Origin of the sequence: Serratia sp. CY33802, from assembly GCF_052169095.1 — a bacterium.
In the GTDB taxonomy this organism is placed as follows: Bacteria; Pseudomonadota; Gammaproteobacteria; order Enterobacterales; family Enterobacteriaceae; genus Serratia; species Serratia bockelmannii.
Genome location: NZ_JBJNLL010000002.1, coordinates 254,113 through 279,730 on the forward strand (window position 1 = coordinate 254,113; position 25,618 = coordinate 279,730).

23 protein-coding genes are annotated in these 25,618 nt (G+C 60.7%); 10 read left to right on the top strand and 13 right to left on the bottom strand.

The features are described 5' to 3' along the window. Nucleotides 1-77: 77 nt before the first annotated feature. The 4 genes from nagK to lolC are packed head-to-tail and all read right to left on the bottom strand — an operon-like array spanning nucleotide 78 to nucleotide 4,195. Nucleotides 78-995 carry an N-acetylglucosamine kinase gene (gene nagK, locus ACJ8HA_RS07740; protein WP_043141509.1) on the bottom strand — a complete coding sequence of 306 codons (918 nt, stop codon included), beginning with the start codon at nucleotides 993-995 and terminating at the stop codon, nucleotides 78-80. A 53-nt stretch (nucleotides 996-1,048) separates the two neighbouring features. Then, nucleotides 1,049-2,296, bottom strand: coding sequence for a lipoprotein-releasing ABC transporter permease subunit LolE (gene lolE, locus ACJ8HA_RS07745; protein WP_025302503.1), 1,248 nt, complete (start codon nucleotides 2,294-2,296; stop codon nucleotides 1,049-1,051). Beyond that, on the bottom strand, nucleotides 2,296-3,000 hold the full coding sequence (gene lolD, locus ACJ8HA_RS07750) for a lipoprotein-releasing ABC transporter ATP-binding protein LolD (protein ID WP_004941120.1): 705 nt from the start codon (nucleotides 2,998-3,000) through the stop codon (nucleotides 2,296-2,298). Before lolD ends, lolE begins: the two co-directional genes overlap by 1 nt. Further along, the gene (gene lolC, locus ACJ8HA_RS07755; RefSeq protein ID WP_004941116.1) at nucleotides 2,993-4,195 is read right to left on the bottom strand and encodes a lipoprotein-releasing ABC transporter permease subunit LolC; all 1,203 of its coding nucleotides are present in this window, start codon (nucleotides 4,193-4,195) and stop codon (nucleotides 2,993-2,995) included. The genes lolD and lolC overlap by 8 nt, the downstream gene beginning before the upstream one ends. Nucleotides 4,196-4,233: 38 nt before the next feature. On the opposite strand from lolC, the gene ACJ8HA_RS07760 reads away from it, so the two are divergent. Continuing rightward, nucleotides 4,234-4,494: a hypothetical protein gene (locus ACJ8HA_RS07760; protein WP_016928090.1), complete on the top strand. Its 261-nt coding sequence runs from the start codon at nucleotides 4,234-4,236 to the stop codon at nucleotides 4,492-4,494. A gap of 10 nt (nucleotides 4,495-4,504) precedes the next feature. After that, complete coding sequence (gene mfd / locus ACJ8HA_RS07765) at nucleotides 4,505-7,978, top strand: transcription-repair coupling factor (protein WP_025302501.1); 3,474 nt, start codon at nucleotides 4,505-4,507, stop codon at nucleotides 7,976-7,978. A gap of 32 nt (nucleotides 7,979-8,010) precedes the next feature. Here mfd and ACJ8HA_RS07770 read toward each other — a convergent pair whose 3' ends face one another. Further along, a complete protein-coding gene (locus ACJ8HA_RS07770; RefSeq protein WP_043141520.1) occupies nucleotides 8,011-9,111 on the bottom strand; it encodes a GGDEF domain-containing protein in 1,101 nt (366 codons plus the stop codon). 198 nt (nucleotides 9,112-9,309) lie between these two features. On the opposite strand from ACJ8HA_RS07770, the gene ACJ8HA_RS07775 reads away from it, so the two are divergent. Both ACJ8HA_RS07775 and dauA read left to right on the top strand, forming a co-directional pair. Next, nucleotides 9,310-9,795 carry a heme-degrading domain-containing protein gene (locus ACJ8HA_RS07775; protein ID WP_025302499.1) on the top strand — a complete coding sequence of 162 codons (486 nt, stop codon included), beginning with the start codon at nucleotides 9,310-9,312 and terminating at the stop codon, nucleotides 9,793-9,795. 232 nt (nucleotides 9,796-10,027) lie between these two features. Continuing rightward, nucleotides 10,028-11,716, top strand: coding sequence for a C4-dicarboxylic acid transporter DauA (gene dauA, locus ACJ8HA_RS07780; protein ID WP_043141525.1), 1,689 nt, complete (start codon nucleotides 10,028-10,030; stop codon nucleotides 11,714-11,716). A gap of 47 nt (nucleotides 11,717-11,763) precedes the next feature. Here dauA and kdsA read toward each other — a convergent pair whose 3' ends face one another. Genes kdsA through hemA form a run of 6 tightly spaced genes read right to left on the bottom strand, consistent with a single transcriptional unit; the run spans nucleotide 11,764 to nucleotide 17,138 of the window. After that, complete coding sequence (kdsA, locus tag ACJ8HA_RS07785; protein ID WP_025302497.1) at nucleotides 11,764-12,618, bottom strand: 3-deoxy-8-phosphooctulonate synthase; 855 nt, start codon at nucleotides 12,616-12,618, stop codon at nucleotides 11,764-11,766. Nucleotides 12,619-12,676: 58 nt separating this feature from the next. Beyond that, nucleotides 12,677-13,486: an invasion regulator SirB1 gene (sirB1, locus tag ACJ8HA_RS07790; RefSeq protein ID WP_016928096.1), complete on the bottom strand. Its 810-nt coding sequence runs from the start codon at nucleotides 13,484-13,486 to the stop codon at nucleotides 12,677-12,679. Next, nucleotides 13,483-13,884: a SirB2 family protein gene (locus tag ACJ8HA_RS07795; RefSeq protein WP_442515365.1), complete on the bottom strand. Its 402-nt coding sequence runs from the start codon at nucleotides 13,882-13,884 to the stop codon at nucleotides 13,483-13,485. Before ACJ8HA_RS07795 ends, sirB1 begins: the two co-directional genes overlap by 4 nt. Before the next feature lie 41 nt (nucleotides 13,885-13,925). Next, entirely contained in the window at nucleotides 13,926-14,759 is an 834-nt protein-coding gene (gene prmC, locus ACJ8HA_RS07800; RefSeq protein WP_025302495.1) for a peptide chain release factor N(5)-glutamine methyltransferase, read from the bottom strand. Beyond that, on the bottom strand, nucleotides 14,759-15,844 hold the full coding sequence (gene prfA / locus ACJ8HA_RS07805; protein WP_154870817.1) for a peptide chain release factor 1: 1,086 nt from the start codon (nucleotides 15,842-15,844) through the stop codon (nucleotides 14,759-14,761). The genes prmC and prfA overlap by 1 nt, the downstream gene beginning before the upstream one ends. Before the next feature lie 31 nt (nucleotides 15,845-15,875). Further along, on the bottom strand, nucleotides 15,876-17,138 hold the full coding sequence (hemA, locus tag ACJ8HA_RS07810; RefSeq protein WP_019454778.1) for a glutamyl-tRNA reductase: 1,263 nt from the start codon (nucleotides 17,136-17,138) through the stop codon (nucleotides 15,876-15,878). Between the two features lie 467 nt (nucleotides 17,139-17,605). Between hemA and lolB the strand changes: the two genes are divergently transcribed. The 3 genes from lolB to prs all read left to right on the top strand — a co-directional run bounded on the left by lolB (nucleotide 17,606) and on the right by prs (nucleotide 20,214). Then, on the top strand, nucleotides 17,606-18,229 hold the full coding sequence (gene lolB / locus ACJ8HA_RS07815) for a lipoprotein insertase outer membrane protein LolB (protein WP_049207163.1): 624 nt from the start codon (nucleotides 17,606-17,608) through the stop codon (nucleotides 18,227-18,229). Further along, a complete protein-coding gene (gene ispE / locus ACJ8HA_RS07820; RefSeq protein WP_049207164.1) occupies nucleotides 18,226-19,092 on the top strand; it encodes a 4-(cytidine 5'-diphospho)-2-C-methyl-D-erythritol kinase in 867 nt (288 codons plus the stop codon). Before lolB ends, ispE begins: the two co-directional genes overlap by 4 nt. A gap of 174 nt (nucleotides 19,093-19,266) precedes the next feature. Continuing rightward, on the top strand, nucleotides 19,267-20,214 hold the full coding sequence (gene prs, locus ACJ8HA_RS07825) for a ribose-phosphate diphosphokinase (protein WP_004941061.1): 948 nt from the start codon (nucleotides 19,267-19,269) through the stop codon (nucleotides 20,212-20,214). Between the two features lie 185 nt (nucleotides 20,215-20,399). Here the strand turns inward: prs and ychH are convergent, their stop codons facing one another. Beyond that, nucleotides 20,400-20,678, bottom strand: a complete 279-nt coding sequence (gene ychH, locus ACJ8HA_RS07830) for a stress-induced protein YchH (RefSeq protein ID WP_025302491.1) — start codon at nucleotides 20,676-20,678, stop codon at nucleotides 20,400-20,402. A gap of 301 nt (nucleotides 20,679-20,979) precedes the next feature. Between ychH and pth the strand changes: the two genes are divergently transcribed. Continuing rightward, nucleotides 20,980-21,570, top strand: a complete 591-nt coding sequence (pth, locus tag ACJ8HA_RS07835) for an aminoacyl-tRNA hydrolase (RefSeq protein WP_004941053.1) — start codon at nucleotides 20,980-20,982, stop codon at nucleotides 21,568-21,570. A 37-nt stretch (nucleotides 21,571-21,607) separates the two neighbouring features. Here the strand turns inward: pth and ACJ8HA_RS07840 are convergent, their stop codons facing one another. After that, on the bottom strand, nucleotides 21,608-23,137 hold the full coding sequence (locus ACJ8HA_RS07840; protein ID WP_025302490.1) for a SulP family inorganic anion transporter: 1,530 nt from the start codon (nucleotides 23,135-23,137) through the stop codon (nucleotides 21,608-21,610). 334 nt (nucleotides 23,138-23,471) lie between these two features. Here ACJ8HA_RS07840 and ychF point away from each other — a divergent pair, with 334 nt between their 5' ends. Then, a complete protein-coding gene (gene ychF, locus ACJ8HA_RS07845) occupies nucleotides 23,472-24,563 on the top strand; it encodes a redox-regulated ATPase YchF (protein WP_414104691.1) in 1,092 nt (363 codons plus the stop codon). Nucleotides 24,564-24,862: 299 nt separating this feature from the next. Next, nucleotides 24,863-25,447 (top strand): TetR/AcrR family transcriptional regulator, encoded by a 585-nt coding sequence (locus ACJ8HA_RS07850; protein WP_025302488.1) that lies wholly within the window; start codon nucleotides 24,863-24,865, stop codon nucleotides 25,445-25,447. Nucleotides 25,448-25,618 lie beyond the last annotated feature (171 nt).

Below are 25,618 nucleotides of genomic sequence, written 5' to 3' on the forward strand. Positions count from 1 at the left end.
CTTTTCCCTGTTTACCCTTCTTACTGGACGTTGCGGCGTTGTTGGCTGCATATATTCACGCCTGGCCGCAACGCCCATTACGTTGGGCGAGCCAAATTGAGAAACGCTGCGCCGCGCACGCCGCCGGCGTCGCCATAGCGCGCTTTCTCGATGCGCGGTAGCCGGGCCACCCGCAGCAGGTGAGCCGGCAGCCGCTGCGGCAACGCCTGATAAATGGCGTCGAAGTTCGACAACCCGCCGCCGATCACCACCAAATGCGGATCCAGCACCGTCAGCAGGTTGCCCAGGCAGATCGCCAGCACGTCCATAAAGCGGTCGACGTGGGCCACCGCCTGCGGCTCACCCGCCTGATAATGCGCAATGATCTCGGTGGCAGGCAAGCGCCGGCCATAGAAATGGGCGTACATCCATTCGAAACCGCGGCCCGATATGTAATTTTCGATGCAACCCTGATGGCCGCACCCGCAGGCAACGCGAGGCACATCACGCCCCAGCACCTCGAGCGCGTCCACCGGCAGGCGCAAATGGCCGAACTCGCCGGCGATATAGTTGCGCCCAGGCACCGTCTTGCCGTCGACGATCAGGCCGCCGCCTACGCCGGTGCCGAGGATGATGCCCAGCACCGTCGGGTAGCGGCGGAACTCGTCGTCCCAGGCTTCCGACAGCGCAAAGCAGTTGGCGTCGTTATCGACCCGCACCTCGCGCCCGATCAGCGCCGCCAGATCGCGCGGCAGCGGACGCCCCATCGCCGCCGGCACGTTGGCGGTAAACAGCGTGCCGTCATCGTCGTTGGGCAGGCCCGGAATACCGATGCCGACGCTGCCGCGCCGGCCGCAAAACGCATCCGCCTCCAGGGTCAGATCGCACAGCGTGGCCAGCAGTTGCCGATAATCGTCGCGCGGCGTCGGCACCCGCTTTTGCCAAATGCGCCGCAGGTTGTCGTCGAACACCCCCAGCTCAATCTTGGTGCCGCCCATATCGAAACCGTAGTACATAACCCATCCCCAGGCTAAAAAAACGGGGCGGCATCGCTGCCTCCCCGTGGGTTTTATTGTCCGCTCAGCACCCGCGCCGGATCGATGCGGCTGGCGCGCCTCGCCGGATACCAACTGGCCAGCAGGCTCAGCACGATGGCGGTCGCCAGCACGATCAGCACATCCAGCCAGTGCAGCTCGGAAGGCAGGAAGTCGATGAAGTAGATATCGCCCGACAGGAAGGAATGGCCGACCAGTTTCTCGATGCCCCGGATGATGTTGGTCAGCTGCAGCGAGGCGATCACCCCGATCACCACGCCGCTCAGGCTGCCCAGCAGCCCGGCCAGCAGCCCGTACCAGATGAAGATGGCGCGGATAAAACCGTCTTTGGCGCCCAGGGTACGCAGCACTGCGATGTCGGCGCTTTTGTCTTTCACCGCCATCACCAGCGTGGAGACAATGTTGAAGCAGGCTACGCCGATCACCAGCACCATCGCCAGGTACATGATGGCGCGGATCATCTGGATGTCGCGATACATATAGCCGTACTTGCCGATCCAGCTTTTGATGTAGATATAAGAATTGGTCACTTCGCCGGCGTCGCGCACCAATTTGTTGGCGGCGAACACGTCGTTCATCTTGAGCGCGATACCCGTGACGCTGTCACCCATGTCGAGATACTGCTGCGCATCGGCCAGCGGCACCAGCGCCAGGCTGTGATCGAGCTGGCCGCTGAGCTGCAAAATGCCGGTCACATGCAGGCGAATGCGCTTCGGCTGCAGCAGCTTCATTTCCGGGTCGCTGTTGGGGATCATCACCGTGACATAGGCGCCCTGCTTGACGCCCAGCGCGTCGGCCACGCCCTTGCCGAGGATCACCTGCTGCTCGCCGGGCTTGAAGTTGGCCCAGGCGTCGCCCTGCACATACTGCGGCAGCGCGCTCAGCCGGCTCTCCTGCTGCGGATCAACGCCTTTGACTTCCACCGCGCGCAGCTGCGCGCCGTTTTCCATCAGGCCGGTAAAGTTGATGTACGGTGCGGCGGCCACAATGCCCGGCACCTTTTCCACCCGTTGCAGAATCGACGGCCAGCCGCTGAACGGCTGATTGACCGGTTCGAGTTCGCCATGCGGCACCACCGCCAGAATGCGGTTCTTCAGCTCGCGCTCAAAGCCGTTCATCGCGCTCAGGCCGACGATCAGCACCGCCACCCCCAACGCAATGCCGATGGTGGAGATAACCGAGATCAGCGACACCATGCCGCCGCGTTTACGGCCGCGGCTGAAACGCAGGGCCGTCAGGAAGGACAGTGAGGCTCCCGCCATTACTCGGCCCCCATCAGGGTCAGCTGCGCCTGCAGGTGGCCGTCGGCCATTTCCAGCTGGCGGCTCAGACGCTTGGCCAGTTGCAGATCGTGCGTCACCACCAGGAACGCGGTGCCCTGACGCACATTCAGCTCGCCCAGCAGATCGAAGATGCTGTCCGCGGTGCGTTTATCCAGGTTACCGGTCGGTTCGTCCGCCAGCACCAGCGCCGGGTTGTTGACCAGCGCGCGGGCGATCGCTACGCGCTGACGCTCGCCGCCGGAAAGCTCGGACGGACGGTGTTTGCTGCGCTTTTCCAGCCCGACCGCCGCCAGCATCTCCCGCGCTTTCTCCTGCGCCTGCGCCGGTTTGGCGCCGCCGATCAGCAGCGGCATGGCGGCGTTTTCCAGCGCGGTGAAGTCCGGCAACAGGTGGTGGAACTGATAGATGAAGCCCAACTGGCGGTTGCGCAGCTCAGCCTTGGCCGCCGAAGACATGGCGTTCAGCGATTCGCCCTTGAAAATCACCTCGCCGGAGGTCGGTGAGTCCAACCCGCCCAGCAGGTGCAACAGGGTGCTCTTGCCGGAACCCGAGCTGCCGACGATCGCCATCATTTCGCCCTGCTGCATAGCAAAGCTGACGTTGCGCAGCACGTCGGTGTGCAGGTTGCCTTCCTGATAGGTCTTGCACAGGTTGTCACACTGCAACAAAAGATGGTTACTCATAACGTAAAGCCTCAGCGGGTTGTACGGCGGCAGCGCGCCATGAAGGATAAAGCGTGGACAATAGGGAAACCGCCATCGCCACCACGGCGATGATCGTCACCTGCAGCGGATCGACCGCCACCGGCAGCGAAGCGCCGTCGATCAAGGCGCCGAGGATCGGCATCAGGTTATTCAGGTTGGTGGCCAGCAGCACGCCGAGCAGCGTGCCGAGCAGCGAACCGATGATGCCGGCGCTGGCGCCCTGCACCATGAATACCGACATGATCTGGCGGCGGGTCAGCCCCTGGGTCTGCAGAATGGCAACCTCGCCCTGCTTCTCCATCACCAGCAGGCCGAGCGACGTAATGATGTTAAACGCCGCCACCGCCACGATAAGGCTGAGCAGCAGCCCCATCATGTTCTTCTCCATGCGCACCGCCTGGAACAGCTCGCCCTTGCGATCGCGCCAGTCTTTCCAGACGGTGCCCGCCGGCAGCGCCTGTTGGCTGAGGGTATCGACCGTCAGCGGCTGTTGCAGGAACAGGCGCCAGCCGGTGATGTTGCCGGCCGGGTAACGCATCAGGCGCGAGGCATCCTGTTGGTTGACCAACAGCTGATAGCCGTCCACCTCGCTATTGGCATGGAAGGTGCCGATGAGGGTGAACAGGCGCTGGCTGGGGATGCGGCCCATCGGTGTGAACTGGCTGGCGCTCGGCACCATCACGCGCAGCGAATCGCCGCGCTTGACGCCCAGTTGCCCCGCCAGCTGTTCGCCGATGATGATGTTGTATTGGCCCGGCTGCAGCTGTTGCTGCTTGACGTTGACCAGATAGGGGGTTAGCGGATCGGCCTCGTCGGGATTGACGCCAAGCATCACCCCAACCGCCACGCTGCGGGCGCTTTGCAGCACCACGTCACCGGTGGTCAGCGGCGCAACGCGCGTGACGCCCTGCAGCTTCTGCACCTCGGAGGCCGGCAGCTGCTGCGGGTTGACCGATCCCTGTGGACTGGTGACCAACGCCTGCGGCATCAGGCCGAGGATGTTGTTCTCCAGATCCTTTTCGAAACCGTTCATCACCGACAGCACGGTGACCAACGCCATCACCCCCAGCGTAATGCCGATGGTGGAAAGCCAGGAAACAAACCGCCCGAAGCGGTCTGAGGCTCGCCCGCGCATGTAGCGCAGGCCAATGAATAACGCGACAGGTTGATACATGAAATCCGTTTGATAGCCGTGGCTTAAGCAAAGTGATCATGGATAATAAAGGCTCTCCCTCGTTTAGGGAACACCCGACGGCCTTTTATTGCGTGGCGGCGAAGAGGGAGACGGCGGCAGCTTCGCGCGTTATTTATCCTCAGCCGCAAAAAACAGACGGCATTAACCGGTTAAATAACCGGCAGAAAATTGATGAGCAGCGCTTTTTGCTGTGTCAGTTTGCCGGCCGCTGGGCTACTATAAACAGCATAAAGGCGCTGGGTTATCCGTGCCGGGACGCCATCCAACACATTGATTAAAGATACCTGAATGAGCACTTCCGATAGCCGTAACCGTTCTTCATCCCCTCGTTATTCTCTGCCCGATCGCGCGGGCGATCTGCGCCAACTGGGGCAACTGACCGGCGCGGCCTGTGCCGTGGAATGCGCCGAGATCGTCGAACGCCACCCTGGCCCGGTGATGCTGATCGCGCCGGATATGCAAAACGCCCTGCGGCTGCGCGACGAGATCCAGCAGTTCACTGACCAGATGGTGACCACGCTGTCCGACTGGGAAACCCTGCCGTACGACAGCTTCTCGCCGCACCAGGAAATCATCTCAGATCGTTTGTCGAGCCTGTATCACCTGCCGACCATGGCGCGCGGCGTGATCATTCTGCCGGTCAACACCCTGATGCAGCGCGTCTGCCCGCACGAATTCCTGCACGGCCACGCGCTGGTGATGAAGAAAGGCCAGCGCCTGTCGCGCGACAAGCTGCGCGCGCAGTTGGAACAGGCCGGCTACCGCAGCGTCGATCAGGTGATGGAGCACGGCGAATTCGCCACCCGCGGCGCGCTGCTCGATCTTTACCCGATGGGCAGCGATGAGCCTTACCGCATCGACTTTTTCGATGACGAAATCGACAGTCTGCGTATCTTCGACGTCGATACCCAGCGTACGCTGAGCGAAGTCGAGGCCATCAATCTGTTGCCGGCCCACGAGTTCCCCACCGACAAGAACGCCATCGAGCTGTTCCGCAGCCAGTGGCGCGAGCAGTTTGAGGTGCGTCGCGACGCCGAACACATCTATCAGCAGGTCAGCAAAAGCGCCTGGCCCGCCGGTATCGAATACTGGCAGCCGCTGTTCTTCAGCCAGCCGCTGCCGTCGCTGTTCAGCTACCTGCCAGGCAATACGCTGATCGTCAACACCGGCGATCTGGAGGGCGCCGCCGAGCGCTTCTGGCAGGACGTCAACCAGCGTTACGAAAGCCGCCGCGTCGATCCGATGCGCCCGCTGCTGGCGCCGGATACGCTGTGGCTGCGCGTCGACGCACTGTTCGGCGAGCTGAAGGCCTGGCCGCGCATCGCGCTGAAAACCGATGAGCTGCCGGCCAAGGCCGGCAATACCAATCTGGACTACCATACCCTGCCCGATCTGGCGGTGCAGGCGCAGCATAAATCCCCGCTGGATAATCTGCGGCGCTTTATCGAAGGCTTCGACGGCAGCGTGATTTTCTCCGTCGAGAGCGAGGGGCGGCGTGAAACGCTGCAGGATCTGCTCGGCCGCATCAAGCTGGCGCCGGCGCTGATTCAGCGCCTCGATCAGGCGGAAACGGCGGGCCGTTACATGATGGTCGGCGCCGCCGAACACGGCTTCCTCGACGGCCTGCGCCGGCGGGCGCTGATCTGCGAAAGCGATCTGCTCGGTGAGCGCGTCAGCCGCCGCCGGCAGGACAACCGGCGCACCATCAACACCGATACCCTGATCCGCAACCTGGCGGAGCTGCATCCCGGCCAGCCGGTGGTGCACCTGGAACACGGCGTCGGCCGCTACGTCGGCCTGACCACGCTGGAGGCCGGCGGCATCAAGGCCGAGTACCTGATCCTCTCCTACGCCGGTGAGGACAAGCTGTACGTGCCGGTGTCATCGCTGCATCTGATCAGCCGCTACGCCGGCGGCGCGGACGAAAACGCCCCGCTGCACAAACTGGGCGGCGACGCCTGGACGCGCGCGCGGCAGAAAGCCGCCGAGCGGGTGCGCGACGTGGCGGCCGAGCTGCTGGATATTTACGCCCAGCGCGCCGCCAAGGCCGGTTTCGCCTTCAAACACAACCGCGAGCAGTACCAGCTGTTCTGCCAGAGCTTCCCGTTCGAAACCACGCCGGATCAGGAACAGGCGATCAACGCGGTGCTGAGCGACATGTGCCAGCCGCTGGCGATGGACCGCCTGGTGTGCGGCGACGTCGGCTTCGGCAAAACCGAAGTGGCGATGCGCGCCGCCTTCCTGGCGGTGGAAAACGGCAAACAGGTGGCGGTGCTGGTGCCGACGACGCTGCTGGCGCAGCAGCACTTCGACAACTTCCGCGATCGCTTCGCCACCTGGCCGATCCGCATCGAGATGATGTCGCGCTTCCGCAGCGCCAAAGAGCAGCAACAGGTGCTGGACGACGCGGCCGAAGGCAAAGTGGACATCATCATCGGCACCCACAAACTGCTGCAGAGCGATCTGCGCTGGAAGGATTTGGGGCTGCTGATCGTCGATGAAGAGCACCGCTTTGGCGTGCGCCACAAGGAGCGCATCAAGGCGATGCGCGCCGATGTCGATATCCTGACGCTGACCGCCACGCCAATCCCGCGGACGCTGAACATGGCGATGAGCGGCATGCGCGATCTGTCGATCATCGCCACTCCGCCGGCGCGCCGCTTGGCGGTGAAGACCTTCGTGCGCGAATACGACAGCCTGGTGGTGCGCGAGGCGATCCTGCGCGAAGTGCTGCGTGGCGGCCAGGTTTACTACCTTTACAACGACGTGGAAAACATCGAGAAAGCGGCGCAGCGCCTGGCTGAGCTGGTGCCTGAAGCGCGCATCGCCATCGGCCACGGCCAGATGCGTGAACGCGATCTGGAGCGGGTGATGAACGATTTCCACCACCAGCGCTTCAACGTGCTGGTGTGCACCACCATCATCGAAACCGGCATCGATATCCCCAGCGCCAACACCATCATCATCGAGCGGGCCGATCGCTTCGGCCTGGCGCAGCTGCATCAATTGCGCGGCCGCGTCGGGCGGTCGCACCACCAGGCTTACGCCTATCTGCTGACGCCAAACCCGAAAGCCATGGGCACCGACGCCCATAAACGGCTCGAGGCCATCGCGTCGCTGGAAGATCTCGGCGCCGGGTTCGCGCTGGCAACCCACGATCTGGAGATCCGCGGCGCCGGTGAACTGCTGGGTGAAGACCAGAGCGGCCAAATGACCACCGTCGGTTTCTCGCTCTATATGGAACTGCTGGAAAGCGCCGTCGACGCGTTGAAAAACGGTCGCGAACCGTCGTTGGAAGATCTCACCAGCAGCCAGACCGAGGTAGAACTGCGCATGCCGACGCTGCTGCCGGAAGACTTCATTCCCGACGTCAATACCCGTCTGTCACTGTATAAGCGTATCGCCAGCGCGAAGAACGACGGTGAGCTTGACGAGTTGAAGGTCGAACTGATCGACCGCTTCGGCCAGCTGCCGGATGCGGCGCGCAACCTGTTGCAATGCGCGGCGCTGCGCCTGCATGCGCAGAGGCTGGGGATCAAACGCATCGAGAGCAACGAGCGCGGCGGCTTTATCGAGTTCGGCGACAACAACCGCGTTGACCCGGGTTATCTGATCGGCCTGTTGCAGGGCAATCCGCAGGTTTACCGCCTGGACGGCCCGAGTAAGCTGAAGTTCACGCTCGATCTGGCCGATCGCCAGAAACGCCTGACGTTCACCGAAGAGCTGCTGAACGCCTTCCGCGAACACACGCTGGCGGCCTAAGGCAACGCCCCCGTCGCTACAACGGGGGCGGCTTATCCGCGCGGAAAACCGGCGCCCAGCGGCGCCAGCTGCATCACGCGGCTGGTCACCACCCGGTTTTTGCCGCTGCGCTTCGCCTCGTACAACGCTTCGTCGGTCATGGCGATCGCCTTGTCCAACGTCATGCCGGGCAGATACAGCGACACGCCGATGGACATCGTGATGTGCGCTTCGTCGTGTGCATTCAGCAAGAACGTCGAACTTTCCACCGCGCTGCGAATGCGCTCCGCCACCCCGCCGATGACCTGCGGATCGTAGCTGGCGGTGATCACCATAAACTCCTCGCCACCGTAGCGCCCGACGAAGTCCTCGTTACGCACGCTGTTTTGCAGCAGCCGGCCGACGCTGGCCAGCAGCACGTCACCGGCCGGATGACCGTAGGTATCGTTGATGCTTTTAAAGTTATCCAAATCGAGGATCATCAACCCGCACGGGCGGCGCTCGGCACGCTGCAGCATCAGCTGATAATCGACGCTGGCGCGGTTGTTGATGTGGGTCACACTGTCGGTCGTGGCACGCGCACGCATCGCAAAATAGGCGTAGATGTGGCGCTCTTTGAAATTCAGCGCATGATAGCAAATCGCCAGACAGAGCGCGGAGACCGCCTGGTACAGCAACACATCCGGCCACAGCCCGCTCATGTCCACCAGCAGCCACACCACCGCGATGCGATACAGCGCGATAATGCCGATCGTCAGGTAAAACGTCCGGTGGGATTTTTTCAGCCACACCTGCGACAGCAGCAGCGGCGCGATGATCGAGGCGATGAACAGGTTATCGACGGTGAAACCGCCGGTCAGCGCCATGGCGAACAGAAAACTCACCAGTCCGCTGACGCCGCCGCCGAAGAACGTCACCAGTATCATCGGGATCATCGCAAAGCTGTAATGTACCTTATCGGTCAACACCAGCCGATCCTGACTCAAATACAGCACCGCCACCCCGGCCAGCAGGCCGAACACGACGCGCTTCCACAGTGCGGAACGGTAGGAAAACGGGGCATTCTTGCTGAGAACGAAATAGCTTACCGACAGCGTGGCATAGGTGATGCAAGCGTCGCTGTAAAGGGTGGAAATGGACGCAATGTAAGTCATAAATAGTCAGCGCGCTCCTCGGGATCGCCAGGGGTAATGTAAAGACGTTGAATAACGCATCCCTGTCGTCTCCGCTTCGGCGGCGGCCATTTTACACAGTCTATTAATAGAGTAGCAGTTCTATCTTATCGCCAAGCCGTCTATCTCACGATGCTCGCTTCAGGCTACTCTGTCCTTTGTATATCGGGGGAGAAACGCATGAATATCGACGATGAACTGCAGGCGCTCAGCGAACAGGAAGCGACGCTGGCCTTTACCCATTTTGACGCCACCACCGCCTGGGAGCTGGGCGCGGCGCTGAAAACCGCCGCCGAGCGACGCGGCCTGAGCATCGCCATCGAAATCCAACTGGCCGGGCAGACGCTGTTTTATTACGCCATGCCGGGCGCCACGCCGGACATCGCCGACTGGGTGCGGCGCAAGCGCAATCTGGTGAACCATTTTCACAAAAGCTCTTACGCCATCGGCCTGCGTCTGCAGCAGCGGCAAACGTCGCTGGAGGAGCGTTACGGGCTGAGCGTGCGCGACTATTCGGTGCACGGCGGCGCCTTCCCGCTCACCCTGACCGGCCTCGGCTGCGTCGGCAGCATCAGCATTTCCGGCGCGCCGCAGAAGGAAGATCACCAGCTGTTGGTAAGCACTTTAGCCCACTTTCTCGGCTTATCCCTACCCGCTCTGCACTAACCGCCAAAACCTTGATTATTCCTTTCTTTTTCAGCCGCAGAATCTGCGGCTTACTTACCTCTTAACGGCATTTAGCGCCGGATAAAACGACGACTCTCTGATTTCCTGTGCCAAATTGACGCAGGTCTGGTAATCCGCTGAACAAAAGGCGTATGGTATCTGTCACGTGACAAGACGGACCTCATCGGGCCCGCCATTCCTTTCACTTTTGAAGATTTGGTACGCACCGTAGATGAAAACGCATGAAATAAACAAAATTCGCCCCTTCAGCGCGCTGATAGATGCCTGCTGGCGGGAACCTTATAGCCTGGCGCGGTTGCTGAAAGACGCCATCGCCGGGGTGACGGTCGGTATTATCGCCATTCCGCTGGCGATGGCGCTGGCGATCGCCAGCGGCGTGCCGCCGCAGTACGGCCTGTATACCGCCGCCATCGCCGGCATCGTCATCGCCGTCAGCGGCGGTTCGCGCTACAGCGTCTCCGGCCCCACCGCCGCCTTCGTGGTGATCCTCTATCCGGTCTCGCAGCAGTTTGGCCTGGCCGGCTTGCTGGTCGCCACGCTGATCTCCGGGGTATTTCTGCTGCTGATGGGGCTGGCGCGCTTTGGCCGGCTGATCGAATACATTCCGCTGCCGGTGACGCTGGGCTTTACCTCCGGCATTGCCATCACCATCGCCACCATGCAGATCAAGGACTTTTTCGGCCTGCAGCTGGCGCACACGCCGGAAAATTACGTTGGCAAGCTGTACGCCCTGCTGCAGGCGCTGCCAACGCTGGATCTCGGCGATACCCTGATCGGCGCCGTGACGCTGCTGATCCTGATCTTCTGGCCCAAGCTCGGCCTGCGGGTGCCCGGCCACCTGCCGGCGCTGCTGGCGGGCACCGCGCTGATGGGGCTGCTGACGCTGTTTGACCACCCGGTGGCGACCATCGGCTCCCGTTTCAGCTACCTGCTGGCCGATGGCAGCAGCGGCCAGGGCATTCCGCCGATCCTGCCGCAGCTGCTGCTGCCCTGGGATCTGCCGGGCGGCGGCGGGCAGCCGTTCACCCTGAGCTGGCAAACCGTTTCCGCCCTGTTGCCGGCGGCATTTTCGATGGCAATGCTCGGCGCGATCGAGTCGCTGCTGTGCGCAGTGGTGCTCGACGGCATGACCGGTAAGAAGCATAACTCGAACAGCGAATTGATCGGCCAAGGCGCGGGCAACATCATCGCGCCGTTCTTCGGCGGCATCACCGCGACCGCCGCAATTGCCCGTTCAGCGGCCAACGTGCGCGCCGGTGCCACCTCACCGGTATCCGCCATCATCCACGCGCTGCTGGTGCTGTTGGCGCTGCTGGTGCTGGCGCCGTGGCTCTCTTATCTGCCGCTGGCGGCGATGGCGGCGCTGCTGTTGATGGTCGCCTGGAACATGAGCGAGGCCCACAAGGTGGTTTACCTGCTGCGCCGGGCGCCGAAGGACGACATTCTGGTACTGCTGCTGTGCATGTCGCTGACGGTGCTGTTCGACATGGTGATCGCCATTACCGTGGGCATCGTGTTGGCGTCGCTGCTGTTTATGCGCCGCATCGCCCGCATGACGCGGCTAAGCGAACTGAGCGCCGATGACGGCCGCCTGGTGCTGCGAGTGAATGGCCCGCTGTTCTTCGCCGCCGCCGAGCGCATCTTTACCGAACTGCTGACGCGCAGCGAAAGTTATCGCACGATCGTGCTGCAATGGGATGCGGTGCCGGTACTCGACGCCGGCGGTCTGAGCGCCCTGCGACGCTTTATCGACGTGTTGCCGGCGGACAAGAAACTGGTGATCACCGACGTGCCGTTCCAGCCGCTGAAAACCCTGGCGCGTGCGCGGGTGCAGCCGATCGAGGGCCGCTTGCAGTTCTATCCGACCCTGCCGGAAGCGCTGGCGGCCACCGGCGCCTAAACGTAAAAAAGCCCGACGAGTCGGGCTTTTTTTATGGCGACGAGCGCTTAGTTGCTGGTATCCAGCTCCGGGAAGCTCTTCACCAGGTCGTCGATGGCTTTCATCTGCGCCAGGAACGGCTCCAGTTTGTCCAACGGCAGCGCGGAAGGACCGTCGCACTTGGCGTTGTTCGGATCCGGGTGCGCTTCGAGGAACAGGCCGGCCAGGCCAACCGCCATGCCGGCGCGCGCCAACTCGGCCACCTGAGCGCGGCGGCCGCCGGACGCGGCGCCGAACGGATCGCGGGTCTGCAGCGCGTGGGTCACGTCGAAGATCACCGGATGGCCGCCGGTCACGTTCTTCATCACGTTGATGCCCAGCATGTCGACCACCAGGTTGTCATAACCAAAGTTGCTGCCGCGATCGCACAGGATCACCTGGTCGTTGCCGCCTTCTTTGAATTTGTCGACGATGTTGCCCATCTGCCCCGGGCTGACGAACTGTGGCTTCTTGACGTTGATCACCGCGCCGGTTTTCGCCATCGCTTCCACCAGATCGGTCTGACGCGCCAGGAAGGCCGGCAGTTGGATCACGTCAACCACTTCAGAAACCGGCTGCGCCTGCGCCACTTCATGCACGTCGGTGATGATTTTCACGCCGAAGGTTTTCTTCAGCTCTTCGAAGATCTTCATCCCTTCTTCCAGGCCCGGACCGCGGTACGAGTGGATGGAAGAACGGTTGGCTTTGTCGAAAGAGGCTTTGAATACGTAAGGAATGCCCAGTTTTTGCGTCACGGTGACGTAGTGCTCGCAGATGCTCATCGCCAGATCGCGCGATTCCAGCACGTTCATACCGCCAAACAGCACAAACGGCAGGTCGTTTGCTACGTCGATGTCGCCAATGCTAACCACTTTCTGTTTCATGCTTTCGCCTTTGTTAAGGTTGTAACCGTCGCCTTGCAAACTGCACGGAGTCATTGAATTAATGCAGCGTCACCTGTTTCGGCTCAATCGAGTGGATCTGTACTTTGATCACTTCGCTGACCGGGTCTTCAGGACACTGCTCGACAAAATAGTTGAGATCGGAAATCGCGATGTGGTTGCACTCCAGCTGGGCATAAATCAGCCCGCGGTCGCGGATCTCGTAAGGATCTTCCGGATCGAAGCACAGCACCGTTTCGCTGGTGCGCAGCGCCATTTCCAGCTGCTTTTCTTCCATCAGGGCGGCCTTCAGCGTATCCAACATCTTGCGCACCACCATGATGTTCTCCGACTCGTCGAGGTCGTCGTCTTCCAGTTCGGCGCCCAGCCCCAGGTTGCCCTTGATCCACACTTCCAGCTGGTGCTCGCTCAGGGTTTCGCCGTTCAGCGGGTTGATCAGCCACAGCTCTTCGTCCAGCCAATCGGCGCGCAGGATCAGCTGAGTGGGGAAAATCACCGGCAACAGAGGCAGATCCAGCGCGTTGGCGATGTGCAGGAAAATGGTGCCTAGCGAGACCGGCGTGCCCTGCCGCCCTTCCAGCACCTTGTCCAGCCAGATGGCGTCCGACAGGCGGTAAACGCCGCTGGCGCCGCCGAATCCCCAGGTTTTGTAGAACAGTTCGATGAGCGCATCCAGTTGCTGCTCCTGAGTGATATCGACCGGCACCGCCGCACGCGCTTCATCCACCAGCTGTTGCAGCTTGCGCTCCACGTCGGCAGCGGGAAAATCGCGCCGCACCGACTGCGACACCAGGATCACCCCTTCGCTCAGCGGCGAGGTGTTAAATTCAAAATCAGCAATGCTACTCATAAGTATCCCATCAGAAACGGTATTTTCGTCGTGGCAAGTTTAATTATCAGATACAGACAGCCCAACGCCAGCACGAACGCCACGGTTCGCAGCCGCTGACTTTTGGTCTTCTTGCCCAATGCGACGTAGCCAAGCAGGATATAGATAATAACGCCAAACAGCTTCTCGGTCAGCCATGAGTCCATACCCAGCAGCGGATAAAACCCGAACGTCACCACCAACGCGATGCCGCTGACGAACAGCAGCGTGTCGTTCAGGTACGGCGCTACCTTGACCCAGCGGCGCCCCATGATCGGCGAGCGGCGCCACTGCCAAAAGAAACGCAGCACAAACAAGGTAATACTGATGGCTACCGTCAGCAAATGGAAATGTTTCAACGCGGTGTATGCAGTCATGATGCTCCCTTAAATGGCCCGGGCGTCGTTATTATGAGGGGCGCTTATCCCGGCCATTGGCCGAGCGTCACGCGGTCGTTGTCGCCGTAATCACGGTGGGTGGCGACAGCGGAAAATCCGGCGGCCTGCAGCAGCGCGCGCACGCTCTCGCCCTGCTGCCAACCATGTTCCAACAGCAGCCAGCCCTGCGGCTGCAAATAATGCGGCGCCTGGCGCACGATGGCGGCCAGATCCGCCAGCCCGTGCTCGGCGGCAACCAGCGCGCTACCGGGTTCAAAGCGCACGTCGCCCTGCGACAAATGCGGATCGGCGGCGTCGATATAGGGCGGATTGCTGGCGATCAGCGCGAAGCGTTGCCCCGCCACCGGCGCAAACCAGCTGCCCTGTAGAAATCGGACGTTGTCGATCTTCAGCTTGTGCGCATTGTGCTGCGCCAGCGCAACCGCCTCCGGCTGCACATCGATGCCGATAGCCGAACAATCCGGGCGCTCACTGGCCAGCGCCAGCGCGATGGCGCCGGTGCCGGTGCCAAGATCGAGGAAATGGCAGGGTTGCGGCGGCAGGCGCGCCAGCGCCAGTTCCACCAGGCATTCGGTATCAGGGCGTGGGATCAGCGTCGCCGGCGAGACCGACAGCGGCAGCGACCAAAACTCGCGCTCGCCCACCAGATAGGCCACCGGCTCACCGCGTTCGCGGCGCGCCAGCAGCGTCTCCAGCTGCTGTTGCTGCGGCGGCGTCAGCAGGGTTTCCCCGAACGCCATCAGGAAGGTTCTGGCCTTGCCGGTCACGAAACCCAACAGGATTTCCGCGTCGCGCCGGGCGCTGTCGCTGTGGGTCAAACGCGCGGCGGCGGCTTTCAGCCAGTATTGATAATCCATCACTCTTGCTCGGCGGACAGCGCAGCCAGCTGATCGGCCTGATACTCCTGCACGATCGGCTGGATCAGCATATCCAGTTTGCCTTCCATCACTTCGTCCAGACGGTAGAGCGTCAGGTTGATGCGGTGGTCGGTTACCCGCCCCTGCGGAAAGTTGTAGGTGCGGTTGCGGTCGGAACGATCGCCGCTGCCCAGCAGGTTGCGGCGAGTGGACGCCTCGGCCTGCTGGCGCTTGGCCATCTCGGCGGCGCGAATGCGCGCGCCCAGCACCGACATCGCCTTGGCTTTGTTTTTGTGCTGCGAACGTTCGTCCTGGCACTCCACCACGATGCCGGTCGGCAGGTGGGTGATGCGGATCGCCGAGTCGGTGGTGTTAACGTGCTGGCCGCCGGCGCCGGAGGAGCGGAAGGTGTCGATTTTCAGATCGCCCGGGTTGATGTCCGGCAGCTCGGCTTCCGGCACTTCCGGCATCACCGCCACGGTACAGGCGGAGGTGTGGATGCGCCCCTGGGATTCGGTTTCCGGCACGCGCTGCACGCGGTGCCCGCCGGATTCAAACTTCAGCTGACCGTACACGCCGTCGCCGGAAACTTTGGCAATCACTTCTTTGAAACCGCCGTGTTCGCCTTCGTTGGCGCTCATCACCTCGACACGCCAGCGGCGGCTTTCCGCATAGCGGCTGTACATGCGGAACAGATCGCCGGCAAAGATCGCCGCCTCATCGCCGCCGGTGCCGGCGCGCACTTCGAGGAAGCAGCTGCGCTCATCGTCCGGATCTTTCGGCAGCAGCAACACCTGCAGCTGCTGCTCCAGCGCTTCACTGGTCGCCCGCGCCTGTTTCAGCTCTTCCTGCGCCATCTCGCGCATTTCCGGATCGTCCAGCATCATTTCCGCCGTCTCCAGATCCTCCTGCACCTGACGCCATTCCAGGAAGCAGCGGCTGACGTCGGTCAGCTGCGCGTATTCTCGCGACAGCGCGCGGAACCGGTCTTGGTCGGCGATGACGCCGGCATCGCCGAGCAGCGCCTGCACTTCTTCATGGCGCTCTTGTAACGCTTCCAGTTTGGCAACAATAGAAGGCTTCATGCGTGGTAATAAACCCTGTTAATAGAGAAAACTAATGCTGATCCAGCCCGAGGCTGTCGCGTAATAACTGCAACCGCTCCACGTCGCCGTCGCCGGCGGCCTGCTGGAGGGATTTGGTGGGGGCATGAATAAGACGGTTGGTCAGTTTATGGGCCAGCTCGTGAATAACCTGCTCCACGTTGGCACCCTGCGCGATGGCGGCCAGCGCTTTGGCCTCCATCTCTGCGCGAATTTGGTCGGCCTGCGAACGGTAGTCGCGGATGGTTTCCACCGCGCCCTGCGAGCGCAGCCAGGCCATGAAGTTGGTGCTTTCCTGCTGCACGATCGACTCCGCCTGCACCGCCGCCGCTTTGCGCTGCGCCAGGTTGCTTTGAATGATGGCGTGCAGATCGTCCACGCTGTACAGATAGGCGTTGGCCAGTTTGCCGACTTCCGGCTCGATATCGCGCGGTACGGCGATATCCACCAGCAGCATCGGCTGGTTGCGGCGCGCCTTCAGCGCGCGTTCCACCATCCCCTTGCCGATGATCGGCAGCGGACTGGCGGTGGAACTGATGATGATGTCGGCGTCCGCCAGGCGTTCGTCGATCTCCGGCAGGGTGATCACTTCCGCGCCCACCTCGTCCGCCAGCAGCTGCGCGCGCTCGCGGGTGCGGTTGGCGATGATCATGTGCCGCACTTTGTGTTCGCGCAGGTGGCGCGCCACCAGCTCGATGGTTTCACCGGCGCCCACCAGCAAGACGTTGAGATCGGCCAGCGATTCGAAGATCTGCCGCGCTAGGGTACAGGCAGCAAACGCTACGGAGACCGCGCTGGCGCCGATTTCGGTTTCGGTGCGCACGCGCTTGGCGACGGAGAAGGATTTCTGGAACAGACGCTCCAGCTCGCCGGACAGCGACTGGCCGCGTTGCGACTCGGCGAAGGCCTTTTTCACCTGGCCGAGGATCTGCGGTTCGCCCAATACCAGTGAGTCCAACCCGCTGGCCACCCGCATCAGATGGCTGACCGCGTCGTTGCCCTGATGCCAGTACAGGCTTTTCTTCACCTCTTCCGGGCGCAGGTTGTGGTACGCGCACAGCCAGGCGACCAGCTGCTCGTGCATATGTTCCTGTTGCTCTACGCTGAGGTACAGCTCGGTGCGGTTGCAGGTGGACAACACGACGCCGCCCTGCACCAACGGTTGTTGGAGCAAGCTGGTTAGCGCCTCATCGATGGACTCTGGCGAGAAGGTCACCCTTTCACGCAGAGAAACCGGAGCGGTTTTGTGATTTATACCTAACGCCAGCAGGGTCATTGCTTCGAGTAATACTTATCTTGGTACGGGTTCTCGTTGAACGGCATTCTACTTGATGCGCGGGATCAATAAAAGTAACAACCGCATCTTCCGTTCAATCGCTGTCATAGATGACATCAATTAATGAATAAGCAATAAATACAGCGGGATAAATAGTCATAGGCTAGGTTGATTGCTTAAATTTTAGCGCAGTTTGCGATAACGCGCACGCTATTCGGCGTGCGCAACGGCGGCGTTTGCGCAACTCCGGCACCGCTTATCGGGCACGCCTCCCCGCCTTTAGGCGATTGTGTTACGCTTAATGGCGACCCCGACGCGCGTAACGGGTTGGCATTGCGCCGGCAAAAGCGGAAAGATTCAACGCGATGCAGCAAAAAATTGACGCGCCGCCGCCGCCCCGTTAGCGTGAGCGCTGAATCCGGGTTTCGTCGCGCATGCCCGCAAGGACAAAAGGACAAGAGAAAGTTATGCCAATACGCAAAGTTAGTTTGCTCCGTCTGATCCCGCTGGCCAGCCTGGTGCTGGCCGCCTGTACCACCACCAAGCCGACCGGCCCGGCCACCAGCCCGACTTCACCGCAGTGGCGCGCCCATGAGCAGGCAGTGCAACAGCTCAGCACCTATCAGACCCGCGGCTCCTTCGCCTACTTGTCTGATCAGAAAAAAGTCTACGCCCGCTTCTTCTGGCAGCAGTTCTCGCCGGAGCGCTACCGCCTGCTGCTGACCAACCCGCTGGGCAGTACGGAAATGGACCTCAACGTGCAGAAAAACGTGGTGCAGCTGACCGACAACCAGGGCAAACGCTACGTCAGCGACAACCCGGAAGAGATGATCCGCAAGCTGACCGGCATGGCGATCCCGCTGAACAACCTGCGTCAGTGGATGGTCGGCCTGCCGGGCGAAGCCAGCGATTTTGCGCTGGATGACCAATATCGCCTGAGCAAGCTGACCTACCAGCAAGGCGGCCAGACCTGGAAAGTGGATTACCAGGGCTACAGCAACGAGGTGCAGCCGACGCTGCCGAACCGCCTGGAGCTGCAGCAGGGCGACCAGCGCATCAAGCTGAAGATGGATAACTGGACGCTCAAATGATCCGCCAGTGGCCCTCCCCCGCGAAACTCAACCTGTTTTTGTACATCACCGGCCGTCGTGAAGACGGCTATCACCTGCTGCAGACGCTGTTCCAGTTTCTGGACTACGGCGATACCCTGACCATCGACCCTCGCCAGGACGACCGCATTCATCTGCTGACGCCGGTCGACGGCGTTCCAGACGAGCAGAACCTGATCGTGCGCGCCGCCCGCCTGCTGCAGCGCTATTGCGATGAACGCGGCCTGCAAACCGCGCCGCGCGGCGCCGACATCAGCATCGACAAGCGCCTGCCGATGGGCGGCGGTTTGGGCGGCGGTTCCTCCAACGCCGCCACCGTGCTGGTGGCGCTGAACGAACTGTGGCGCTGCGGTCTTGGCGACGACCAACTGGCAGCGCTGGGGCTCAGCCTCGGCGCCGACGTGCCGGTGTTCGTGCGCGGCCACGCCGCCTTCGCCGAAGGCATCGGCGAGCGCCTGCAGCCGGCCGAGCCGCAGGAAAAATGGTATCTGGTGGCGCATCCTGGCGTCGGCATCCCGACGCCGGTTATCTTCGGCGACCCCGAATTAAAAAGAAACACGCCGGTTCGCTCCTTAAGTGAGCTGTTGCAGGCGCCGTACGCAAATGATTGCGAACCGATCGCAAGAAAACGTTTTCGCGAGGTTGAACAGCTTCTTTCATGGCTGTTAGAATACGCCCCGTCACGCCTGACTGGCACAGGTGCTTGTGTGTTTGCTGAATTCGACACAGAAATCGCCGCCCGTCAGGTGTTAAATCAAGCCCCGGAGTGGTTGTGTGGTTTTGTAGCGCGCGGCGTTAACGTCTCCCCACTACATCGCATTCGTTCCGGGCGGTTTGAGTCGTAGCTCAACGTTTCGCTGCGCAGGGTCATGCACACCTGGCCCTGTTATCCCTGCGCTGCCTGCGGTCTCAATTTTAGTTTTACATACCCGTATGTATATTGCGCCGGCGTCGCCAACTGCCCCTTGGCGATGTCGTATGACAATATCTTCTCTGGACGCAAGCCTGAGGTTCTTCTCGTGCCTGATATGAAGCTTTTTGCTGGTAACGCCACCCCGGAACTAGCACAACGTATTGCCAACCGTTTGTACACCAGCCTTGGTGACGCCGCTGTAGGTCGTTTTAGCGACGGCGAAGTGAGCGTGCAAATCAACGAAAATGTACGCGGCGGTGATATTTTCATCATCCAGTCCACCTGTGCCCCGACCAACGACAACCTGATGGAACTGGTTGTGATGGTCGACGCCCTGCGTCGCGCCTCCGCAGGTCGTATTACCGCCGTTATCCCTTACTTCGGCTATGCCCGCCAGGATCGCCGCGTGCGTTCCGCGCGTGTACCCATCACCGCCAAGGTGGTTGCCGATTTCCTCTCCAGCGTAGGGGTTGACCGCGTTCTGACGGTGGATCTGCATGCTGAGCAGATTCAAGGCTTCTTCGACGTACCGGTAGACAACGTGTTCGGCAGCCCGATCCTGCTGGAAGACATGCTGCAGCAGAACCTGGAAAACCCGATCGTGGTTTCCCCGGACATCGGCGGCGTAGTGCGTGCTCGCGCCATCGCCAAACTGCTGAACGACACCGACATGGCCATCATCGACAAACGCCGCCCGCGCGCGAACGTTTCTCAGGTGATGCACATCATCGGTGACGTGGCAGGCCGCGACTGCGTGCTGGTCGACGACATGATCGACACCGGCGGTACCTTGTGTAAAGCGGCTGAAGCGTTGAAAGAACGCGGTGCCAAGCGCGTATTCGCCTACGCGACGCACCCGATCTTCTCCGGCAACGCCGTGGACAACATCAAGAACTCGGTGATTGATGAAGTGATCGTCTGCGACACCATTCCGCTGTCGCCGGAAATCAAGGCACTGAAAAACGTTCGCACTCTGACCCTGTCCGGCATGCTGGCTGAAGCCATCCGCCGCATCAGCAACGAAGAGTCGATCTCTGCGATGTTCGAGCATTGATTCGTCGTCTTTCCGGTGCGGCGCCCACCGTGCCGGAAAGATAGCGAGCCCGACAGCAGAAAAAGAAAAACCCGTTGGTGCGTGAGCAACAACGGGTTTTCTACTCGTAGTCCAACATGACCTCAGACCTTAATGCACGGCAGATATTCCCTTGCCCTGCTCTTGCTTCCCTTCTGATTTTTTAATCAATGCGACGAACGATGTTGGTCGTTACGGCACCGTTTATCAAAGTGTTTTACCCACCAGTAGCGATCCGCCACCTGCTCGCGGCCGCCTATACGCGCGCCCACCAGCCATAACAGCGCGCCGACGAAGATACTCATGATGGCGCCGTGGGCGAAAAATTGCGGTAAATTGAACTGGGAAACTTCAGCAATAATGGAGTATCCAACGCCGCCGATCATCACGACCAGCCCCAGCCCCATAAAAAAGTTGCCCATTCTGTCCGCGCTTCTACGTTTCATATGCCACCTCCATGATTGCCATGTGCCAACCGGGATAACGCTGCAACTTGTTAACCCACTTTGATAAGTTAAGTATAGTCCTTGTTATGGCAAGGGGATTGCGGAGGCGATCACAAATGGTAAAGAATTATTGACACTTCTTAACACGCCACTGAAAATTAGCAGACAAATTGAATGATTCAGCTAATGAATCATTCGTCTTTCTTACCAACGCCGAAGGCAGAGATCGGATTTTGTCATTCACCGCCCCGACAGGTAGACTAAGGCCCTTTCCATTACCCTGATCATAGTGAATCTCCCAGTGAGCAGTATTAAATTGATAGTCGGCCTGGCCAACCCGGGCGCGGAATACGCCCAGACACGCCACAACGCCGGCGCCTGGTACGTCGATCTGCTGGCACAGCGCCACAATCAGCAGTTGAAAGAAGAGAGCAAGTTCTTCGGCTACACCGCCCGTTTGAATCTGGCAGGCAACGACGTGCGCCTGCTGGTGCCGACCACCTTCATGAACCTGAGCGGCAAAGCGGTGCTGGCGATGGCCAATTTCTACCGCATCGAACCCAACGAGATCCTGGTGGCGCACGACGAGCTGGATCTGCCGCCCGGCGTGGCAAAAATCAAGCTCGGCGGCGGCAACGGCGGCCACAACGGCCTGAAAGACATCCAAAACAAGTTCGGCAATAACCCGAACTTCTACCGCCTGCGCATCGGCATCGGCCATCCGGGCGACAAGAACAAGGTGGTGGGCTTCGTGCTCGGCAAGCCGCCGGCCAGCGAGCAGAAGATGATTGACGAAGCGATCGACGAGTCGCTGCGCTGCACCGAGATGCTGATGAAGGACGGGCTGGAAAAAACCGTTCAGCGCCTGCACAGCTTCAAGGCGCAGGCCTGAACTTTGCCGCAGCGGGCGCCCTGCCCGCTGCCGGCTTTTAGCCGCGCGGGTTGAAGGTCTCCTCGCCCACGCGGCGGTCATCGGCGGCGAACCCCTCTTCTGCCACGTAATACTGCGGATCGTCCAGTTCATGGCTGCAGAACGGCCCGGCGCGCTTGAGCAGGCGCACGCAGTCACCGCTCAGGTGGCGCAGACGAATGCTTTTCCCCGCCGCCAGATAACGCGCCGTCAGCTTATCGATCGCCTCTACGCCGCTGGAATCCATCACCCGGGTGCCAGCAAAGTCCAGCACCACGTTCTGCGGATCGCCTTGCGGCTCGAACAGCTCGGCAAAAGCCGCGGCCGAGCCGAAGAACAGCGGACCATCGAGCCGATACACCGCCACGTCGCCCGTCACCTGCCGCTGGCGCACGCGGATGCGTGCCTGCTGCCAGGCGAACACCAGCGCCGAGATAATCACCCCGCTGATCACCGCCACCGCCAGATCGGTAAAGATGGTGATCAACGTGACGGCGATCATCACCAGCGCGTCCGCCTTCGGCATACGGCGCAAACGGCGCAGCGAACTCCACTCGAAAGTGTTGTAACACACCACCAGCATCACCCCGGCCAGCGCCGCCACTGGCAGCAGGCCGATATAGCGCGACAGGCTAACCACAAATAAAATCAGCAGGATAGCGCCCACCGTGCCGGAGATGCGCCCGCGCCCGCCCGAGGTGAAGTTGATGATCGACTGGCCGATCATCGCACAACCGGCGAAGCAGCCGAACAGGCCGCACACCGCGTTACCGGCGCCCTGCGCGATACTCTCGCGGTTGCCGTTCCCCTTCTTGCCGCCCATTTCATCCAGCACCGTCATGGTCAGCAGCGATTCAATCAAACCGACCAGGGCAATCACTACCGCATAGGGTAGCACCACCCGCACCATCTCCAGGGTAAACGGCGCCGTCGGCAGGCTGAAGTGCGGCAGCGCGCCGGAAATGTCCGCCAGATCGCCCACCCGCAGCGTATGCAGATTGAGGCCGATCGCCAACGCCGAGACCACCAGCAGCGCCGCCAGCGAAGACGGAATGGCTTTGGTCAGGCGCGGGAACAGCACCACCACCGCAATCGCCAGCGCCACCAGGCCGTACATCAGCGGGCCCTGCCCGGCGATCATCTTCAACTGCGCCAGCATGATGACGATCGCCAGACCGTTGACGAAGCCGTGGATCGCCGGCAGCGGCACCAGACGAATGAACTTGCCCAGCCGAAAGGCGCCGATCAGGATTTGAATCCCCCCGGCAAACAGCGTGGCCCACAGTACGTAACCCATGCCGTACTGCGCCGCCAGGCTCATCAGCACCACCACAATGGAACCTGCGGCGCCGGAAACCATGCCCGGCTTGCCGCCGAACAGCGCCGTGACCAGGCCGATAATAAACGCGGTATGCAAACCGACGATCGGCGAAAGACCGGCGACCAGCGAAAAGCCGACCGCCTCGGGGATCATCGAAACCGCCACCACAAAGCCCGCCAGGACTTCATTTTTAACGTCCGCGATCCTGACGTTACTCAGGTTAAACATGCATTATTCACTTATGACAGATGACATCATCTCCCCGCGTAGCGGGTATGGGGTACCGCAAGGGGCGGCAGACTGCTGGCGGGCACAGCTCAGGGTGGCGTAGGCAAGAAATACATCCGGCGCGTTTCCTGTCGGTTAATCGGAACGGCCAGTATGGGTAAATGTGATCCAAATCTCAATCAAAAACCGGTCGCCCGCGCTGCACTCGCCCCAGCCAAGCAAGTCTGATCGAGATAAACGCCCATTACGTGTATAATGGCGGCATTATTTTGCCCTTTATGCAGTTGGTTAAATATAACCGACTGATAGTTAAGATATTTAAGGTGATTACAACATGGGATTCAAATGCGGTATCGTCGGCCTGCCTAACGTAGGCAAATCCACCCTGTTCAACGCGTTGACCAAAGCGGGCATTGAAGCAGCCAACTTCCCGTTCTGCACCATTGAACCGAACACCGGTGTGGTGCCGATGCCCGATCCGCGTCTGGATAAGCTGGCCGAGATCGTCAAGCCGCAGCGCATTCTGCCGACCACCATGGAATTCGTCGACATCGCCGGCCTGGTGAAAGGCGCGTCCAAAGGTGAAGGCCTGGGCAACCAGTTCCTGACCAACATCCGCGAAACCGAAGCCATCGGCCACGTGGTGCGCTGCTTCGAGAACGACAACATCATCCACGTCAACAACAAGGTCGATCCGGCCGAAGACATCGACGTGATCAACACCGAGCTGGCGCTGTCTGACCTGGACACCTGCGAGCGCGCCATCCACCGCGTGCAGAAGAAAGCCAAAGGCGGCGACAAAGACGCCAAAGCCGAGCTGGCGGCGCTGGAGAAATGTCTGCCGCACCTGGAAAACGCCGGCATGCTGCGCGCACTGGATCTGACCGATGAAGACAAGGCGGCGATCAAATACCTGAGCTTCCTGACGCTGAAGCCGACCATGTACATCGCCAACGTCAACGAAGACGGCTTCGAGAACAACCCGTACCTGGACACCGTGCGTAAAATCGCCGACGCCGAAGGCTCCGTGGTGGTTGCCGTGTGCGCCGCCGTGGAATCCGACATCGCCGAGCTGGAAGACGAAGATCGCGACGAGTTCATGGCAGAACTGGGCCTGGAAGAGCCGGGCCTGAACCGCGTGATCCGCGCCGGTTACGAGCTGCTGAACCTGCAAACCTACTTCACCGCCGGCGTGAAAGAAGTGCGCGCCTGGACCATCCCGGTCGGCGCCACCGCCCCGCAGGCGGCCGGCAAGATCCACACCGACTTCGAGAAAGGCTTTATCCGCGCGCAAACCATCGCCTTTGACGACTTCATCACCTACAAGGGTGAGCAAGGCGCCAAAGAAGCCGGCAAAATGCGCTCAGAAGGTAAAGACTACATCGTCAAAGACGGCGACGTGATGAACTTCCTGTTCAACGTCTAATTCCTTCCCCGCAGCGTTTTTCTCCGCTGCCGGAAACGGAAAAATCCACGCTTCGGCGTGGATTTTTTTTGTCTCCAGGGCCTGCGTTTTGGCAACCAGGACGCTGTCTCACCCTCCCGGTTCTTTCCCACTGAACGATCTTCGCCGTACGTTTTATTGCGCCCTTCATGACGGCATTATCCGCATCGCTGCACGAAAAATGGCTCTCGTGTTGATACTTTGTCCTACAGGAAAAAGCTTGTCATCTTCCGTTGCAGTCTTATAATGAGTGTTTACTCACTTATTAAAGGAGCCTCAAAGTGGCCCGTCCCCGCAGTGAAGAAAAGCAGCAGGCGCTCTTGCAGGCCGCCACCGACATTTTTGCCGAACAAGGATTAGCGGCGCCCACATCGGCCATCGCCAGGAAGGCTGGCGTCTCGGAGGGCACGCTGTTCCGCTACTTTGAAAATAAGGACGTACTGCTGAGCGCAGTCTGCGACTACCTGCTTGATGAAATGGAGTGCCTGCTGACGCAAAGCTTACAGGGCGTTTTGCCGGGTAAAGATCACATGCAGGCCGCCTGGGATGCCTACATTGACTGGGCGCTCGCCAATCCCGCCGCGTATGCGACAGGAAACAAATTGATGGTCTCCGGCAAGTTATCCAGCGCGCAGAGGGAAAGAAGCGTACGGTTCGGTGATATTTCCCAACTGGGTATTCCGTTGGTCCAGGGGCTGGATTTACCGCAGTCGAGCGAGTTTCAGGGCATGATCTGCACGGTAATGGCCAATGGCGTTATCGATATGGCCGTTCAAAAACCTCACCTGCTGGATATTTACAAACGCGCAGGTTATGAAGCCATGATGCGAGCCATTGAGCTTCCTGACGTTCATACAGCCATCTAGCTTCTTTTTTTAATTATATAATGAGTGCGTACTCACGCATTAAAAAGACACGACAATCATGCCACCCGTTTCAAAACTAAAAATGCTGCGAACACGGGCCTATCCAAGGCTCCGCCGACTCATATTCGTTTCTCTTATTCTCAGCGTGTCTTTGATCCTCTGCGCTTGCGC